The organism is Pseudomonas sp. PVC-5-1 (genome assembly GCF_057444345.1).
On the sequence record NZ_CM172024.1, the window covers coordinates 1,446,720 to 1,464,698 of the forward strand.

Annotated in this window: 10 protein-coding genes; 7 read left to right on the forward strand and 3 right to left on the reverse strand. The window is 62.4% G+C overall.

Features of this window, described 5'->3' with window-relative positions:
* Positions 1-11 precede the first annotated feature (11 nt).
* From AC2T3R_RS06640 to AC2T3R_RS06670, 7 genes are all read left to right on the forward strand, one after another.
* Entirely contained in the window at positions 12-2,009 is a 1,998-nt protein-coding gene (locus AC2T3R_RS06640; protein ID WP_367245501.1) for a polysaccharide biosynthesis protein, read from the forward strand.
* 98 nt (positions 2,010-2,107) lie between these two features.
* Entirely contained in the window at positions 2,108-2,650 is a 543-nt protein-coding gene (gene rfbC, locus AC2T3R_RS06645) for a dTDP-4-dehydrorhamnose 3,5-epimerase (RefSeq protein WP_486744807.1), read from the forward strand.
* Between the two features lie 119 nt (positions 2,651-2,769).
* Positions 2,770-3,840: a dTDP-glucose 4,6-dehydratase gene (rfbB, locus tag AC2T3R_RS06650; RefSeq protein ID WP_486744808.1), complete on the forward strand. Its 1,071-nt coding sequence runs from the start codon at positions 2,770-2,772 to the stop codon at positions 3,838-3,840.
* Positions 3,837-4,733, forward strand: coding sequence for a dTDP-4-dehydrorhamnose reductase (rfbD, locus tag AC2T3R_RS06655; protein WP_486744809.1), 897 nt, complete (start codon positions 3,837-3,839; stop codon positions 4,731-4,733). Before rfbB ends, rfbD begins: the two co-directional genes overlap by 4 nt.
* Positions 4,734-4,738: 5 nt before the next feature.
* Positions 4,739-5,620: a glucose-1-phosphate thymidylyltransferase RfbA gene (gene rfbA, locus AC2T3R_RS06660; protein WP_285691231.1), complete on the forward strand. Its 882-nt coding sequence runs from the start codon at positions 4,739-4,741 to the stop codon at positions 5,618-5,620.
* Positions 5,621-5,941: 321 nt separating this feature from the next.
* Entirely contained in the window at positions 5,942-13,441 is a 7,500-nt protein-coding gene (locus AC2T3R_RS06665) for a type I polyketide synthase (protein ID WP_486744810.1), read from the forward strand.
* Positions 13,442-13,450: 9 nt separating this feature from the next.
* Positions 13,451-14,803, forward strand: coding sequence for an aminotransferase class I/II-fold pyridoxal phosphate-dependent enzyme (locus AC2T3R_RS06670; protein ID WP_280044699.1), 1,353 nt, complete (start codon positions 13,451-13,453; stop codon positions 14,801-14,803).
* A gap of 10 nt (positions 14,804-14,813) precedes the next feature.
* Here AC2T3R_RS06670 and AC2T3R_RS06675 read toward each other — a convergent pair whose 3' ends face one another.
* From AC2T3R_RS06675 to AC2T3R_RS06685, 3 genes are all read right to left on the reverse strand, one after another.
* Entirely contained in the window at positions 14,814-15,269 is a 456-nt protein-coding gene (locus tag AC2T3R_RS06675) for an REP-associated tyrosine transposase (RefSeq protein WP_486744811.1), read from the reverse strand.
* Between the two features lie 457 nt (positions 15,270-15,726).
* Positions 15,727-16,785 (reverse strand): IS110 family RNA-guided transposase, encoded by a 1,059-nt coding sequence (locus tag AC2T3R_RS06680; RefSeq protein WP_085665802.1) that lies wholly within the window; start codon positions 16,783-16,785, stop codon positions 15,727-15,729.
* 149 nt (positions 16,786-16,934) lie between these two features.
* On the reverse strand, positions 16,935-17,978 hold the full coding sequence (locus tag AC2T3R_RS06685) for a phytanoyl-CoA dioxygenase family protein (RefSeq protein ID WP_486744812.1): 1,044 nt from the start codon (positions 17,976-17,978) through the stop codon (positions 16,935-16,937).
* Position 17,979: the final 1 nt, after the last annotated feature.

Sequence of the window (17,979 nt, forward strand, 5' to 3'; positions counted from 1 at the left end):
TCTGGGAGCCTATGGACAAGGTGCGCAAAATACTGCTCGGGCTACCGCGTAGACACAAGCGACTACTGCAGGTGCTGACTGATGTAGTACTGGTGTGGTTCGCTCTTTGGCTGGCGTTTTTGGTGCGGCTGGGTGTCGATGATTTGGCCAATCCTGTGATCGACCATACCTGGTTGTTTTTGTGCGCTCCGGTGGTTTCCATTCCCTTGTTCGTCCGCTTTGGCTTGTATCGGGCGGTCATGCGCTATTTTGGAAATGATGCTCTCATTGCCATCATCAAGGCTGTCACGCTTTCAGCGCTAATTCTCGGGTTCATAATCTACTGGGCCAGCAATCACCAGAATGTTGTGCCACGCTCGATAATGTTCAACTATTGGTGGCTAAGCTTGATTCTGGTGGGTGGACTGCGTTTGGCCATGCGACAGTATTTTCTCGGTGACTGGTTCACCGCCGCGGTCCAGCATGTTCCATTCACCAGTCGCGACGACGGTCTACCTAAAGTCGCCATCTATGGCGCCGGCACCGCGGGCAATCAGCTAGTAGCGGCCCTGCGAATGGACAAAGTCATGCGCCCGGTTGCTTTCATCGATGACGATCCCAGCCTTACCGACCGTGTAATCGCGGGTTTGCAGGTTTATCATCCGGAGCAATTGCAACGGCTGATAGACGTAACGGGGGCCCAAGAAATCCTGTTGGCGATTCCTTCTTCAACGCGCGCTAGGCGTCGGGAGATCCTTAACTTCCTTGAGGGCTTTCCACTGCATGTACGCACTGTGCCTGGCTTTATGGATCTGGCCAGCGGGAGAGTAAAGGTCGACGACATCCAGGAAGTGGACATTGCCGACCTGCTGGGCCGGGATGCCGTACCGGCACAAGCCGACCTTCTGGAGCGCTGCATTGTTGGGCAGACAGTGCTGGTTACCGGGGCCGGTGGGTCGATCGGCTCGGAACTGTGCCGGCAGATTGTTAGCCAGTCACCGAAAACCCTGCTGCTGTTCGACCACAGCGAGTTCAACCTGTACAGCATACTGTCCGAACTGGAGCAGCGCGCTGCCCGCGAGTCATTGTCGGTTTGCCTGGTGCCGATTCTGGGATCGGTCCGTAACCAGGCGCAGTTGCTCGACATCATGGGCACCTGGCGGGTCGACACCGTTTACCATGCCGCCGCCTACAAGCACGTGCCGATGGTGGAACACAACATTGCCGAAGGCCTGATGAACAATGTGATCGGCACCCTGCACACTGCCCAGGCGGCATTGCAGGCAGGCGTTGCCAACTTCGTGCTGATTTCTACAGACAAAGCCGTGCGCCCGACCAATGTGATGGGGAGTACCAAACGCCTGGCAGAAATGACATTGCAAGCCCTGAGCCGTGAAATGGCGCCTGTGCTGTTCGGTGATAGCGGTAACGTTTCCCAGGTCAACAAGACCCGTTTCACCATGGTGCGCTTTGGCAATGTGCTGGGTTCGTCAGGCTCGGTGATTCCGCTCTTTCATAAACAGATCAAGGCCGGCGGCCCGCTGACCGTCACTCACCCAAAAATTACCCGCTACTTCATGACCATTCCCGAAGCAGCGCAGCTGGTGATCCAGGCAGGCTCGATGGGCAAGGGCGGTGACGTGTTCGTGCTGGACATGGGTGAGCCGGTTAAAATTGTGGAGCTGGCCGAGAAGATGATTCATTTGTCTGGTTTCAGCGTGCGTTCAGAGCGTAATCCGATGGGCGATATCGCGATTGAGTTCACCGGATTGCGGCCTGGCGAGAAGCTCTATGAGGAGTTGCTGATTGGCGATAATGTGATTGCCACGCGGCATCCGATGATCATGAGCGCCAACGAAGACTTCCTGCCTTGGGACTCGCTCAAGGACGCCTTGCGGCAACTGCTGGCGGCAATCCAGGCTGATGATTTCATGCGGGTGCGGCAACTGTTGCGTGAAACCGTCAGCGGCTATTCGCCGGAGGGCGAGATTGTGGACTGGATTTACCAGCAGCGGCGCCTGGAGCCTTGACCCGCCAAGATGTAGTGTAAAAAGGGTCGCCAAGCGACCCGACATTGCATGGCGCACTACAGAGGACAACCGGCATTTACTTTTTCCAGGGCAGTTCAATGCAAGCAACACCGCTCGCGATACCCGAAGTCCTTCTGCTCGAGCCAGACGTATTCACCGATGACCGCGGGTTCTTCTTCGAAAGCTTCAATAACACCGACTTCGAACGCCTCATACGGCGTTCCGTCAACTTTGTTCAGGACAATCACTCTAGTTCGCGTCAACACGTCTTACGTGGCTTGCACTACCAGGTTCATCAACCACAGGGCAAGCTGGTAAGGGTAGTGGTCGGTGAAGTTTTCGATGTCGCTGTAGACTTGCGCCGCTCATCAAGTACTTTCGGGCACTGGGTCGGGGCCCACCTATCAGCAGAAAAGAAGCAGCAAATGTGGATCCCGGAAGGTTTTGCCCACGGCTTCGTTGTATTGTCCGACCATGCGGAATTCCTGTACAAGACCACAGATTATTACGCCCCCCAATTCGAACGTTGTCTTGCCTGGAATGACCCTGCAGTTGGCATCCAGTGGCCGGTTGAGCGGCCGTTCTTGTCCCCCAAAGATCAAGCTGGCACAGCGTTGCGGGATCTGGACTGCTTCGATTGAGTAACTCACCGCGATAAGAATAACATCACGATGACATCATTTTTGCGCTCGGCTGCGTTGCCGAGCGTCTAGAATCCATAAAACGGAAAAGCAGGCCACGACTTCGGAAGCAGACGAACATGACCATTATGGTAACGGGTGGTGCAGGCTTCATAGGCGCGAACTTCGTGCTGGACTGGCTAGCCGGTAATGACGAGCCTTTGGTCAACCTCGACAAACTCACCTACGCAGGCAACCTGCAGACCCTGAGCAGCCTGCAAGGCGATGTGCGGCACATTTTCGTGCATGGAGACATCGGTGATTCCGCGCTGGTGGAGCAGTTGCTGAAAACCCACCAGCCACGCGCCATCGTCAACTTTGCCGCCGAGTCGCACGTCGACCGCTCGATCCACGGCCCGGAAGACTTCATCGAAACCAACATCGTCGGCACCTTCCGCCTGCTTGAAGCCGTACGCGCCTACTGGGGCGGCCTGGCTGAGTCTGCGCGCCAGGCGTTCCGTTTCCTGCATGTGTCCACCGACGAAGTGTATGGCTCGCTGGCCGCCGACGAACCGGCCTTCACAGAGACTCACCAGTACCAGCCCAACAGCCCGTACTCAGCCAGCAAGGCTGCCAGCGACCACCTGGTGCGCTCGTACCATCACACCTATGGTCTGCCGGTACTGACCACCAACTGCTCGAACAACTACGGCCCGTACCACTTCCCGGAAAAGCTCATCCCGCTGATGATCGTCAATGCCCTGGCCGGCAAGCCGCTGCCGGTGTACGGCGACGGGCAACAGATCCGCGACTGGCTGTATGTAAAGGACCACTGCAGCGCCATCCGCCGTGTGCTGGAAGCCGGCAAAACCGGTGAGGTGTATAACGTCGGCGGCTGGAACGAGAAGCCCAACCTGGAAATCGTCAACCGCGTGTGTGCCTTGCTGGACGAGTTGCGCCCGCGTGACGACGGCAAACCTTACGCTGAACAGATTAGCTACGTTACCGACCGCCCCGGTCACGACCGCCGCTACGCTATCGACGCGCGCAAGCTGGAGCGCGAATTGGGCTGGAAGCCAGCCGAAACCTTTGAAACGGGTATTCGCAAGACCGTGGCCTGGTACCTCGACAACCAGCAATGGGTGCAGAATGTTCAATCCGGCAGCTACCGCGACTGGGTTGAAAAGAACTACGCAGGGCGCTCGGCATGAAGATTTTGCTACTGGGCAAAGATGGCCAGGTGGGCTGGGAGTTGCAACGCAGCCTGGTCCCGCTTGGCCAGGTGCTGGCGTTGAATTCGCGCAGCCAGACCCATTGCGGCGACCTGGCGAACCTGCGAGGTTTGGCCGAAACCGTACGCAGCTACGCCCCTGATGTAATCGTCAATGCTGCTGCCTACACCGCCGTGGACAAGGCTGAGAGCGAGCGTGAACAAGCGTTCAAGATCAATGCCGAAGCCGTAGGCGTACTGGCTCGCGAGGCTGCCGATTGTGGGGCGCTGCTGGTCCATTACTCCACCGACTACGTGTTCCCGGGGTATGGCAATCAGCCTTGGCGGGAAGATGATGAGACCGGTCCGCTGAACACCTACGGTGAAAGCAAGCTGGCCGGCGAGCAAGCCATACAGGCAGCTGGCTGTCAGCACCTGATCTTCCGTACATGCTGGGTGTATGCGGCACGTGGCAATAATTTTGCCAAGACCATGCTGCGGCTGGCTGCCGAGCGCGAAAGCCTGGGAGTGATCGACGACCAGTTCGGTGCGCCCACCGGTGCCGAGCTGATCGCCGACATCACCGCCCATGCCATCGCCGCTACCTGCGCCAACCCGGCCCTCGTCGGCATTTACCACTTGGCGGCCAGCGGTGAAACTACCTGGTGCGGCTATGCTCGGTATGTTCTCGAGCAGGCCGTTGCCCAAGGTGTGCAGTTGACAGCCCATGCCGAACAGGTCAGCCCGTTGACCACCGATGCCTACCATACCCTGGCCTCGCGGCCGGCCAACTCGCGTCTGGATACTCACAAATTGCAGAAAGCCTTTGCCCTGAGCCTGCCAGACTGGCGTGAAGGGGTGGCTCGCATGCTCATGGAAATACACGAGAGATGACCATCATGAAGCGTAAAGGCATCATCCTGGCGGGCGGGGCGGGTACCCGCCTGCACCCTGCGACCCTGGCGATTTCCAAGCAACTGCTGCCGGTGTACGACAAACCGATGATCTACTACCCGCTGACCACCCTGATGCTGGCGGGTATCCAGGACATCCTGATCATCTCCACCCCACAAGACACGCCGCGCTTCGAGCAACTGCTGGGTGATGGTCACCAATGGGGCATAAACCTCACTTACGCCGTGCAAGCCTCGCCAGACGGCCTGGCGCAGGCGTTTCTGATCGGTGAGAGCTTCATCGGCAATGATTTGTCGGCCTTGGTGCTGGGCGACAACATCTATTACGGCCATGATTTCCAGGTGCTGCTGGACAATGCCATGGACCGTAGCGAGGGGGCGAGTGTATTTGCCTACCATGTTCAAGACCCCGAGCGTTATGGCGTTGTGGAGTTCGATGAACAGGGCAAGGCGATCAGCCTGGAAGAGAAACCGGCCAAGCCAAAGTCCAACTACGCTGTGACCGGCTTGTATTTTTACGACAAGGATGTGATCGAGATTGCCAAGGGCATCACACCTTCGGCTCGTGGTGAGCTGGAAATTACCGACGTGAATAGCTTTTACCTGAACCAGGGGCGCTTGTCTGTGGAGATCATGGGGCGTGGCTACGCGTGGCTGGACACCGGCACCCATGATTCGCTGCTGGAGGCCAGTGGCTATATCGCCACCATCGAACGCCGTCAGGGCTTGAAGGTGGCGTGTCCCGAAGAAGTGGCGTACCGCCAGGGCTGGGTCGATGCCCAGCAGCTGGAAAAGCTGGCTGCCCCTCTGGCCAAGAACGGCTACGGTCAGTACCTCATGCGCCTGCTCCAAGGCAAGGTATATTGAGGAAATAAACTCCCGGTAGCCACTCACTGCATTGCCAACCCTATGTGCTCTGGCAAGCCCGCTTCTACACCGATCCGTGAGCCACCACTCACCCCAGGGTTTTCCCACCCCTGCAACCCGCGTATCATCCGCACACATAAATCTGAACAATTCCACGCCAGCTGCGGACTAAGCGTCTTGCGCCCCACCGCGTGCATGCTGCTTCAGGTAACCAGACAATCATCAGTGACATATAAAGACCGGCCAGCTTCATGGCCAGGCCAGGCATGCCGGCTGTCCGACGGATGGGACGGTGCCCGATGAGATTTGAAGGAATAGGTTTTGATCAAGCGTAGAAAGGTTGCAATCGTTGGCAGTGCGTACCGCTTCCCCGGCTCTTCCAATGCCGGCTTCTGGCAAAACCTGATGGAAGGCCGCGACTTGGTGACCCAGGTCGACCCGTCGCGTTGGGACAAACGCCAGTTCCAGCATCCGGACAAGGCCAGCCCTGCAACCAGCTATACCTTCGCCTCCGGCACACTGGGCGATATCAGCGCGTTCGACGCCGGCTTCTTCAGCATCTCGCCGCGCGAAGCGGCAATGATGGACCCGCAGCAGCGCATACTGCTGGAAATGTGCTGGGAAACCTTCGAAAACGCCGGCATCAAGCCGTCCAGCGTGCGTGGCAGCAACTGTGGCGTGTACCTGGGCATTGCCAGTGTCGAGCAGTCCTACCGGTTGCTCGAAGACCTGCCGTCCATCGACGGTGCCACGGCCACCGGTAACACCATGAGCATTGCGGCCAACCGCCTGTCGTTTTTCTTCGACCTGCGCGGGCCAAGCATGGCCATCGACACGGCCTGTTCATCGTCGCTGGTAGCGTTCCACCAGGCCTGCCAGGCCATCCTCAGCGGGGACGTAGACCAGGCGGTGACCGGCGGCATAAGCCTGCACATGCACCCGTTCGGTTTCATGATTTTCGCCAAGGCGACCATGCTGTCACGCACCGGTCGCTGCCAGTCTTTCGACGAAAACGGCGACGGTTATGCCCGGTCGGAAGGCGGCGGGCTATTCCTGCTCAAGGACTACGACCAGGCCGTGGCCGACGGCAATACCATCCTTGCAGTGGTGGCGGCCAGTGCGGTGAACACCGACGGGCGCAAGTCCAGCCTGACCCTGCCCAATGCCGAGGCCCAGGCTGCCTTGCTAAAGCGCGCCTACGCCCTGGCCGGCATCGCCCCTGAGCAGCTGGACTACCTGGAAGCGCACGGCACCGGTACTGCCGTGGGTGACCCGATCGAAACCCGCGCCATCGGCGAGGCATTGGGCCAGGCGCGGGGCGCCGGCAACCCGCTGCCGATCGGTTCGGTGAAGAGCAACCTTGGCCACCTGGAAGCAGCCTCCGGCGTGGCAGGCCTGGTGAAGGCGCTGAATTGCCTGAGCGAGCGCACCGTGCCCGCCACTATCGGCGTGCAGGCACTGAACCCGAACATCGCCTTTGCCGACCTCAACCTGCAGGTGGTCACCGAGCCGTTGCCGCTGAAGGCTGAGGGGCAGCTGACCGTAGGCGTGAACTCGTTCGGCTTTGGCGGGGCCAACGCCCACGTCATCCTGCAAAGCACCGAGCCGCAGGCGCCTGTTGCGCCAGTGGCCAATGCCCGGCGCGTGCCGTTGCTGCTCAGCGCCAAGAGCGAAGAAGGCCTGCGCGCAACTGCCGAACGCTTTGCTGCCTACCTGGCCGCGAACCCGCAGGCCGACTATTACGATGTCGCCTACCAGGCCATGTACCGCCGCGATGCGCACAGCCACCGCCTGCTGCTGATCAGTGACAATGCCGCCGAAGCCGCCCAAGCGCTGGACGACTATGCCCAGGACCCAACCCTCAGTGAGCTGAGCGCGGTGCTGGAGGCCGGCCAGGCGCTGGATGTCGCCTCGGCACCGGTGTTTGTCTATTCCGGCAACGGTTCGCAGTGGCAGGGCATGGGCCGGGCAATGCTCGACCAGCCGCTGTTCGCCGCCGCAGTAGATGAAGTGGACGCCCTGTTCCAGCCGCTGGCCGGCTACTCGCTGCGCGCCGAACTGCTGGGTGACAACGGTGAAGGCCGCTATGCCCGTACCGAAATTGCCCAGCCAGCGCTGTTTGCCCTACAAGTGGCCGTGACCAAGGTCCTGGCTGCCGAAGGCATTCAGCCGGTGGCGGTGATCGGCCACAGTGTGGGCGAAGTGGCCGCCGCCTGGGCCAGCGGTGCGCTGAGCCTGGAAGACGCTACCCAGGTCATTTACCACCGCAGCCGCCTGCAAGGCCTGACCCGTGGTACCGGGCAGATGACGGCGGTCGGCCTTTCGGGTGAGGCTACGGCGCAACTGATTGGCGAACTGAAACTGGAAGGCCGCCTGGTAGTGGCCGGGGAAAACAGCGCCCGCGGCGCTACCGTGGCCGGTGAGGTCGATGCCCTGGCGTTGCTGGAAGAGGCCTTGGGCGAGCGCCAGATGTTCGCCCGCCGCCTGGACCTGGACTACGCCTTCCACTCGCCGGCCATGAACCCCATCGAGCAGGCGGTCATCGCCGACCTCGCGCACATTCGCCCGCGAGCCACGCACATCCCGTTCTACTCCACTGTGGTCGGTGGCCAACTGGACGGAGAGCGCCTGGACAGCCAGTACTGGTGGCAGAACATCCGCTTCCCGGTGCTGTTCCAGGGCGCCTTGGCAGCGCTGATGCGCACCGGCCTGAACCTGTTCGTCGAAGTCGGCCCGCATGCGATCCTGCGCAGCTACGTCACCGACGTGCTGGCCGAGTGCGAGCAGCCGGGGCGGGTGATTGCCACCCTCCAGCGCAACGACCACAGCCCGCTGCTGTTGGAGCGTACCGTCGCCCGCCTGCAGATTGCCGCTGTCGAGCCACAGTGGCAGGCACGCTTCCCCGTGGCAGGGCGCCCGCTGCGCCTGCCCAACTATGCCTGGCAGTATGACCACTTCAGCTTGCCGGTGAGTGCCGAGGCCAATGGCGCGCTTAGCCATGAGCGTGTGCACCCGCTGCTTGGCTACCCATTACCGGACCGCGCACTGACCTGGGAAAACCGCCTGGATACCCAGCAGTACCCGACCCTGGCCGACCACAAGGTCGGCGAGTCGGTATTGTTCCCGGGGGCAGGCTTTACCGAATTGGCCCTGGCCGTGGCGCAACTTCACCAGCCGGGCGAATTTGTTGATATCGAAGAGCTGGAGATCCACAACCCGCTGCTGTTGAGCGCCGACAACAGCAAGAAAGTGCGTGTACAGGTGGAAGAGGCTGACGGTACCTTGCGCATCAGCTCGCGCACGCTGATGCACCGCGAAGACTGGGTGCAGCACGTGGTCGCCCGCCTGCCGGGCGAAGCCCGCGGTGTGCTGCTGGATGCCCGGGCCCCGGCACTGCCGGCGCGCCCGGCAGACTTTACCGGCGAGCAGCACCTGGCGATGACCCGCGCGGTGGGCCTGAACTACGGCCCGGCCTACCAGACAGTAGCCGCCGCCTGGGTAGCGCAAGGGCAAGTGCTGGCCCAGCTGGCCGTGCCGGCTGTCATCGAACATGAGCTGGCCGGCCTGCACCTGCACCCGGCCCTGCTGGACGGTGCCTTCCAGCTGATTACCGAATTGCTGGCCAGTCGCCCTGGCCGCAACGACGGCCTGGCCTTCATCCCGGTCAAGCTGGGCCGCATAGCCTTCACCAACGCCGGTGGGGTGCCGGTGCTGGCCGAGGTGCGCCAGCGCAAGCGCACCGCGCATTCGCTGCTGGTCGACTTCACCCTGTTCGACGCCAGTGGCGCTGCCGTGCTGGCAATCAAGGACGCGCGCATGCGTGCCGTACGCCTGCAGTACGACCGCAGCGGCGATATCAAGCGCATGGGCCATGTGGGCCTGGCGGCGCCGGGCAAGGTGGTACCGCTACAGCGCCAGGCGGTGGCGCGCACGCCGCTGGCCGAGGCCCTGCAGCGCCTGGCCGATGAGCCGGCGCAGCTGCGTTACCTGAATGAAGTGGAACCGCTGCTGGACGTGCTGTGCAGCAGCTTTGTGCTGGACGCTGTGGAGCAGGCCGGCGGCCGCCTGAGCGCCGAGCAGGTGGCGCTGTGGTCGCAGGCCCAGGGCGACTTCCTGGCAGCCTTGCTGCGCCATGCCGAGCAGGACGGTAGCCTGCTGCGCAGTGCCGACGGTGGCTGGCAACTGGCCGACCTGAGCGAGCGCCCAACGTCGGAAGCCATCTGGCAAGAGCTTTTCCAGAGTTACCCCGAATACTTCCAGATCATCCATACGGTGGGCCGTATCGGCCGCCACCTGCCGGCCTTGCTCGATGGCAGCGTGCTGTTCGACAGCCTGCAACCACGGGAAACCAGCGCCGCCAACCTGGCGCGCCTGGTGCTGGGCGCGGCGGGGCAGCAGCAGGTGCTGAGCGGCATCGGCCAGACCTTGGCCGAGCGCATGGCGCAACTGCCGGCTGGCCAGCGCCTGCGGGTGCTGGAAATCGGCTTTGGCGGTGCCTCGTTTGCCGAACTGCTGTACGCAGGCCTGGATTTCGACCGCCTCGACTACACCTATTGCGTTGCCGAGCCTGAGCTTGAGCAGCGCCTGCGGGACGATTGCCCGGCGCTGGAGGTGCTTGGCCTTGAGCAACTGGCCGAAGCCGGCAGTTTCGATTGGGTGCTGGTGCCTACCGACCTGGGCGCACTGGGAGCGGTGGGCGATGCCCTGCGCCTGGCCTGTGCCCAACTCAACCCGCATGGCCAACTGGCACTGCTGGGCCAGTACCCGGCCCGCTGGGTCGACTTCGTCTTCGGTGCCCAGCCCGAGTGGTGGCTGGCCGGCCCGCAGCAGGCGTTGTCGCGCCAGCAGGCCCCGGCGTTCTGGAAACATGAATTGCAGCGCCACGGCCTGACGGCGCTGCCCACGCTGGAGGCGTTGCCGGGCAGCGCCTGCGGCAGCTACCTGTTGCTGGCCGACAAGCCGGATGTGGCCGCGGCCGCGCCAAGCGTGGCCGTGCAGCGCTGGGCAGTGCTGAGCGAAGCCGGGCAGGGCGCGGCCCTGGGCCTGGCCGAGCAACTGCGCGCCCACGGCCAGCATGTCGACCTGCTGCTGCCGGGTGACGCCCAGGCGCTGGCTGCCCAGTTGGGCGCCTTGGCCCAGGCCCCGGAGCATGTGCTGCACCTGGCCGGTTTCGACAGCGGCACCGGCCTGGATGGCCAGGCCGAGCGCTGCATGCTGGCGGCCGCGTTGGTACAGGCCTGTGAGTCGCTGGCCATCGCCCCGCAGTGCTGGTTGTTCAGCCGCGGTGCTGCCGCGCACCTGTACAGCGGCAACAGCGCTGCAGACGTGGCGGGCATTGCCGATGCCGCGTTCTGGGGCTTCGGCCGTACCCTGGCCAACGAATCACCGAACTGCCGCATTCGCCTGCTCGACCTGGCGCAGGTAGCGCCGATCGAACTGGCGTTGCCAGCGCTGCTGCAGGCCGACCACGAAACCGAGCTGGCCCTGGACTCCGAAGGCCGTCGCTATGTGCCACGCCTGCGGGTACTGGCCGACCAGCCGCGCCCCAGCGGCAGTGAAGCGCAGTGGGTATGCCTGGGCTTCGACCTGCCTGGCCAGCTGCGCAATCTGCGCTGGGAAGTGCGCGAGCCGCGCCAGCCAGCGGCAGACGAGCTGGATATCGCCGTGCGCGCCACCGGCCTCAATTTCCGCGACGTGATGTTCGCCCTTGGCCTGCTGTCGGACGAAGCCATCGAGAACGGATTCTCCGGCCCCACCCTGGGCTTCGAATTTGCCGGTGTGGTGGAAGGCAAGGGGGCTGACGTGGTCGGCGACTTTGCCCCGGGTGACCGGGTGGTGGGCTTTGGCCCATGCAGCTTCGCCAACCGCCTGGTAACCAACGCCAACGCCGTGGCGCGTATTCCTGAAGGCATGTCGTTCGAGGCCGCGGCGACCATTCCAAGTACCTTCTTTACCGTGTACTACGCGCTGCATCACCTGGCGCGCCTGGAGCCGGGCGAGAAGGTGCTGATCCACGGCGCTGCCGGTGGCGTGGGCATTGCCGCCATCCAGATCGCCAAGTGGCTGGGTGCGGAAATCCATGCCACCGCTGGCAGCGACGAGAAGCGCGACTTCCTGCGCCTGCTGGGTGTAAACAACATCTACGACTCGCGGTCGCTGGCCTATGCCGACCAGGTGCTGGCGGCTACCGGCGGGCGTGGCGTGGACGTGGTGCTCAACTCGCTGGCCGGTGAGGCCATCAATCGCAACTTCCAGGTGCTCAAGCCGTTTGGCCGCTTCCTCGAGTTGGGCAAGCGCGACTTCTACCAGAACACGCGCATCGGCCTGCGCCCGTTCCGCAACAACATCAGCTATTTCGGTATCGATGCCGACCAGCTGATGAGCGAACGCCCAACGCTTACCCGCCGGCTGTTCGCAGAAATGATGGAGCTGTTCGCCAAAGGCATCCTGCACCCGCTGCCGTTCCGTGAATTCGACGCCAACCAGGTGGTCGAGGCCTACCGCTACATGCAGCAGGCGCGCCAGATCGGGAAAGTAGTGGTGACCTACGCCAACCCCATCCACCGGACCACCGACACCCGTGCGCAGCCGGCGCGGGCCTTGAAACTGGCCGCCGATGCCAGCTACCTGGTCACTGGTGGCCTGGGCGGTTTTGGCCTGCGTACGGCGCAATGGCTGGTCGACAAAGGTGCCCGTCACCTGGTGCTGCTGGGCCGTCGTGGCCCGGCCAGTGCCGAAGCCCAGCCACAGTTGGCGCTGTGGCAGGCCCAGGGCATCGACGTGGAGGCAGTGGCCTGCGACATCACCGACCGCGAGCAACTGCAGGGCGTGTTCGAGCGCATCGCCGCCAGCCCATGGCCACTGCGTGGCCTGGTGCATGCGGCGACGGTGATCGACGACAGCCTGATCCGCAACCTTGAGGCGGACCAGCTGCGCCGCGTGCTGGAGCCCAAGGCCAAGGGGGCGCAATACCTGCATGAACTGTCTCACGGCCTGGCGCTGGACTTCTTCGTGATGTTCTCCTCGGCCACCACCCTGTTCGGCAACCCTGGCCAGGCCAACTATGTGGCCGCCAACCACTGGCTCGAAGCCCTTGCGCGGCACCGTCGTGCCCAGGGCCAGGCGGCCACGGCCGTGCTGTGGGGCGCCATCGACGATGTCGGCTTCCTGGCACGTAATAGCCAGATCAAGGATGCCCTGCAAAGCCGAATGGGCGGCGCCGCATTGCGCGCCGACGTCGCCCTGGCCCAGCTCGAGGCCATGCTGCTGGACGATGACAACGGCCATGGCGTGCTGGAACTGGACTTCAAGGCGCTGGCGCGCTTCCTGCCGAGTGCCGGCACGCCACGCTTTATGGAACTGGCCCGCGCCTATGGCGGTGACCAGGAAGACGAAGGCAGCAGCGAGGACATCCAGCGCATGCTGGCAGAGCTTGACGATGCCGAGTTGCTCGAGCGCTTCGCCGAAATGCTCAAGCACGAGGTGTGCGAGATTCTGCGCCTGCCGCCGGCCCGCCTGGATGCCCAGCGGCCGCTGCAGGAGCTGGGGCTCGACTCGTTGATGAGCGTTGAGCTGGTGGTGGCGCTGGAGGAGCGTTTTGGTATTCGCCTGCCGGTGATGGAACTGAGCGATAGCTCCAGCATCGACAAGCTTGCCGTGCGCCTGCTGGAGTTGTTGCGTGGTGAGGCAGGCAGCAGCGAAGAGCAGCTGGCGCAGAATGTGCTTGCCCGCCATGGCAGCGAGCACAGCGCCGAAGAGTTGGCGCAGATGGCCGCGGCCTTGGCCGACAGCAGCGCGGCACCTAACCGATTGATTGATTAAGAGCGCCAGATGACAGCTAGAACCCCGACCGGCCTTGGTGGCGATGCCAAGCAACGCCTGATCCAGCAAGCCCTCGCCCGGCGCCGCAATGTGGCTGCCGAAGGCGAGCAGGGCGCTACTCTGGAGCAGGTGCAGCAGGCTGCCCTGAAAGTGCCCGAGGCGCACTATCGTTTTGACCTGCACCCGGGGTATCAGCAACTGCGGGTGATCCAGCAGAGCGGCATGCGCCTGGGGTTGAGCAATCCGTTTTTCCGCCTGCACCAGGGCACGGCTGGCGCACAGACGCAGATTGGCGAGCAGCAGTACCTCAATTTTTCCAGTTACAACTACCTGGGCTACTCCGGCCACCCGAGCGTTGCCGAAGCGGCCAAGGCTGCGATCGACCGCTACGGCACCTCGGTATCGGCCAGCCGCCCGGTTTCCGGTGACCGCCCGCTGCACCGCGAGCTCGAGCGTGAGCTGGCCAGGTTATACGACGTGGACGACGCGGTGGTGATGGTCAGCGGCCACGCCACCAACGTCACCACCATCGGCTACCTGTTCGGCCCGCGCGACCTGGTGGTGCATGACGAGCTGATTCACAACAGCGTGCTGCAGGGCATTCAGCTGTCGGGCGCGCGCCGCCTGAGTTTTGCCCACAACGACTGGCAGGCGCTGGACCGTTTGCTGGGCGAGCAGCGCCAACATTTCGAGCGCGTGCTGGTGGTGGTGGAAGGCATCTACAGCATGGATGGCGACTACCCCGAACTGCCCCGGTTCGTTGAGCTCAAGCACAAGCACAAAGTCTTCCTGATGGTGGATGAAGCGCATTCGCTGGGGGTGATGGGGGCGACCGGCAAGGGCATTCGCGAGCATTTTGGCCTGGCGGGTAATGACGTTGATATCTGGATGGGGACGTTGAGCAAGACCCTGGCCAGTTGCGGCGGTTACATTGCGGGCAGTATCGCCTTGATCGAGCACCTGAAGTTCCTGGCGCCGGGTTTTCTGTACAGCGTGGGCATGCCACCGGCGGTTACCGCTGCTGCGTTGGCGGCGTTGAAATTGCTGGCCGATGACTGCGAGCGTGTAGCGCAGGTGCAGGCGCGTGGTGAGCTGTTCCTGCGCCTGGCGCGGGAAGCGGGGCTGGACACCGCGACCAGTACCGGTTTGGCGGTGATCCCGGTGATTACTGGCAGCTCGTTCAAGGCCGGGCGCTTGTCCAGCGCCCTGTTCGAGCGCGGCATCAATGCCCAGCCGATCCTTTACCCGGCGGTGCCGGAGCATTCGGCGCGGGTGCGGTTCTTTGTGTCTTGCGAGCATACGGAAGAGCAGATTCGGCATACCGTGGCGGTGGTGGCGGAGGAGATGGCGCGGTTGGGGTGAGCCGGCGCTGCTACAGCCAGATTGCATCCCAATGCGGGTAGTCGCCCACATTGGGTGCCAGGCCAGCCCTGACCGGGTTGGCGATGATGTACCGCGCCACGGCGAGCAGATCATCGTCCTTGCGCAGGGCGCGATCACAATAGCCTGCTTGCCAGATGGGGGCAGGCGTTACCCCTGCCTTGCGCAACGCATGGCTAGACCTTGATTTGAAGCGGCGCATCAAGGTGGCCAAGGTGACTTCCCTCAGTTCTATCAACCAATGGACATGATCAGGCATGACGACCCATGCCAGTGTCAGGCAGCTGTTTTCCCTGTCGGCTTGGCGCAGGTGTGTGACCACCAGCCTGGCAAAGTTGAAGTTGTGGAACAGAGGACGACGCTGTTGCGTGACTGTTGTCAGCATATAGAGCCTGCCGGGGTGCGAAGCCCGATGGCGGCGTAGGTGGTGGGCATGGGCGTAGTGCATGTGGTTTTCCTTGAGTGCACGTTTACCGAAGCAGCGTAGCCGCCACTACCGCGCCGACCATGATTCAACCATTGCAAATTGTGGCCCCCCCACCGCCCGTTGTAGGAGCGGGCTTGCCCGCGAATGCGGTGGTGCCTGCAACGGTGAACGCCCAGGCGATATTGGCCAACAGGCCCGGACTATTCGCGGGTAAACCCGCTCCTATGTATGGACTCGCCCACACTGTCTAGCTGCTTTTGAACATAGGAACCCGGTTGCATCTATGTATCAGGCCTGTTCGAGGAAGCTTTTTGCTTCTGGCCGACATCGTGGTGAGCTCGCAGCGTGCCGTTTACATTGAGGCCACTGCATCGGGCCTGTAGGAGCGGAGGCATCAGTCTGCGACGGTCTTACCAGGGGTCAATGTTCACTAGCAGGGGTTGGAGCGCTTAGCGCCCCGGTGGCATTACTCGGTTGGTCAGAGGCTCATGGCAGCCTCCGGGTTGCTGTTCGGTTTGTGTTGATAAACCTGGTCGTTCTGTAACAGGGCCCAGATAATGCGCAGATTTCGATTAGCCAGTCTGATCGCCGCTTCCTTGCGCCCAAGGCGGGATAGCCAGCGCAAGAGGCGGCGATCGTCTGGCTGATCGGAATCAGGCCTTAGCTGACTCAAGACAGCATGTGCGCCCTGGATCATCAGGCTACGTATGTAGCCGTCACCTCGCTTGCTCATCCTGCCCAATCTGACTTTGTTTCCACTGCTGTGCTGATCGGGCACGATACCGAAGAAGGCGGAATACATTCGGCCACTGGCGAAGCGGCTGGGCTCGGTCTGTTTCGCCACGATCGCCGTGGCGATGATAGGGCCTACGCCACGAATGGTGACCAGTCGCTGTGCGACTTTATCCTCCCGGGCTGTCGCTTCGAGCCGTCTACTGAGCCCCGCAATGCGTTCACCCAGAGACAGCCAGTCCGTCAACAGCTCATCGAGCAACTCACGCAATAGGTCGGGCAAAGGTAAAGAGGCATCCTCAAGAGACCGCGGCACATGCTTACCAATCGCAGCGTCGCCCTGTGGCATGGATACGCCATGCTCAAGCAGCAAACCACGTATCTGGTTACCCAGCGCGGTATGCCGCTTGATGTTGCCGCGGCGGATACGGTGCAGTGCTTGAATAGCCAGTGCTGTGGTGCTCTTGATCGATATCGAGGCAATACTGGTATCGCGACCGGCGCGCAAAATGGCATGGGTGTCGTTACGGTCGTTCTTCGCGCCGCTGCGGTGTTCGGCGACTCGTTGCGCAGGCAGGATGCGAACCGCATTACCTTTGGCCTGCAGCAGCCTTGCCCAGGCTTGTGCACCTGGGCCGCACTCCATCAAGACGGTCACTGTCGCTGGCAACCTGAGCAGGAAATCATGAAAGGCCTGACGGGATTTGATGCGATCTTCGTAGATCACCCGACCGGTAGCATCCTCGCCTGCTAACTGAAAGACCTGCTTGGCCAGGTCTACACAGATGGTTGTGCAAAGCTCCACATCAGTGGACGACAGGGAACCTTGCTTGGAACTATGCTTTTTCATGGTCTCGCCCTCGCTGCCGTTGGCTTCTTAGAACGCCACCGTGGCACTGTGATGCCTCGGCGGGGGCGAGTCCATCGATTACAATAACGGTTTGCGCCGGCTGTTCAGATATGCGGCGCCTCATACGCATTCAACTGCTCGACAAACTTCCAATGGCTCTTCTTCCCAAACCCCATCAACCGCTTCAGCCGTATATCCCAGCGCATGTGATGATTGGCGATCCACGGCAGCGCAAACAGGTGCGCCCCGCGCCACGGAATGAACGGGTTACGCCGCAGGCTGGCGTAAATTTCCACGCGGTGGCTGGCCTGGTGGCTGGCGCACCGTGCATGGAAACCCGAAGTGTCTGCCACCACCAAGGTGTTGGCCGGTACCGCAAAGCGGCGGGGCGGCGGCAGGCCGAGGGCGGCCAACTCGGGCTCGTCGATGCGGAACGAACCCTCACGGTGCATCTGCTCGCCAGAACGCGACGCCCCCAGGCTTTGGCGATACTCCCACGCCAGCCGTTCCGGAGTCAGGCGATGCGAACCCGGCACGTAACTGAATGGCCCTTGGTCATCCTCCACATCATCCAGGAACAACCAGGCCTTGGCCGTGGGGTGGAAGGTGTCGGCATGCAAACGCGTTTGCGGGTCCTGGTCGGCATTGGCCGCATCGATCACGATCGACTGCAACTGGTAGGTAATGCCACCGGTATTGGACGACGCGTACGCAATCAGGTCGCGCACCCCCGGGTCCGCCACGAACGCCGCACTGGCCGGGTTGCGCGCCAGCACATCCTGGTCAAGGCTGACCCGGCGGGTGACCGCGCGCCCCTGGCGCATTTCCCAACCGGTACTGCGCAACCCACCCAACTCGGCGCGCAAAGCCGAGAACTGCTCGGCAGGCAGGGCGTTTTCACGGATGAAAAACCCATTCTGCTCAAAATGCTCACGCTCAGCGGCATCCAGCCGCGACGCCAGCGCCTGGCGACGGTAACCGGCCATGGCCATGGCCAACTGGCGGCGCTGTACATGCAGACCCAGGGCGTTGAGCCGGGCGCTGCCAAGCACCGGGTTGTTCTCGAACGACTTCGCATGGGTGGCCAGCTGCAAGCAATGCCAGGGAAGTGCCGCGTAACGGCGGATGTCCTTGATCGAAACAGGCATG

What these genes read in the sequence shown, in the direction of transcription:
- rfbD (WP_486744809.1), top strand. Translation starts at nt 3,837, where the DNA reads ATGAAGATTTTGCTACTGGGCAAAGATGGCCAGGTGGGCTGGGAGTTG.
- rfbB (WP_486744808.1), top strand. Translation starts at nt 2,770, where the DNA reads ATGACCATTATGGTAACGGGTGGTGCAGGCTTCATAGGCGCGAACTTC.
- AC2T3R_RS06640 (WP_367245501.1), top strand. Translation starts at nt 12, where the DNA reads ATGGACAAGGTGCGCAAAATACTGCTCGGGCTACCGCGTAGACACAAG.
- AC2T3R_RS06675 (WP_486744811.1), bottom strand. Translation starts at nt 15,269, where the DNA reads ATGCACTACGCCCATGCCCACCACCTACGCCGCCATCGGGCTTCGCAC.
- AC2T3R_RS06685 (WP_486744812.1), bottom strand. Translation starts at nt 17,978, where the DNA reads ATGCCTGTTTCGATCAAGGACATCCGCCGTTACGCGGCACTTCCCTGG.
- rfbA (WP_285691231.1), top strand. Translation starts at nt 4,739, where the DNA reads ATGAAGCGTAAAGGCATCATCCTGGCGGGCGGGGCGGGTACCCGCCTG.
- rfbC (WP_486744807.1), top strand. Translation starts at nt 2,108, where the DNA reads ATGCAAGCAACACCGCTCGCGATACCCGAAGTCCTTCTGCTCGAGCCA.
- AC2T3R_RS06670 (WP_280044699.1), top strand. Translation starts at nt 13,451, where the DNA reads ATGACAGCTAGAACCCCGACCGGCCTTGGTGGCGATGCCAAGCAACGC.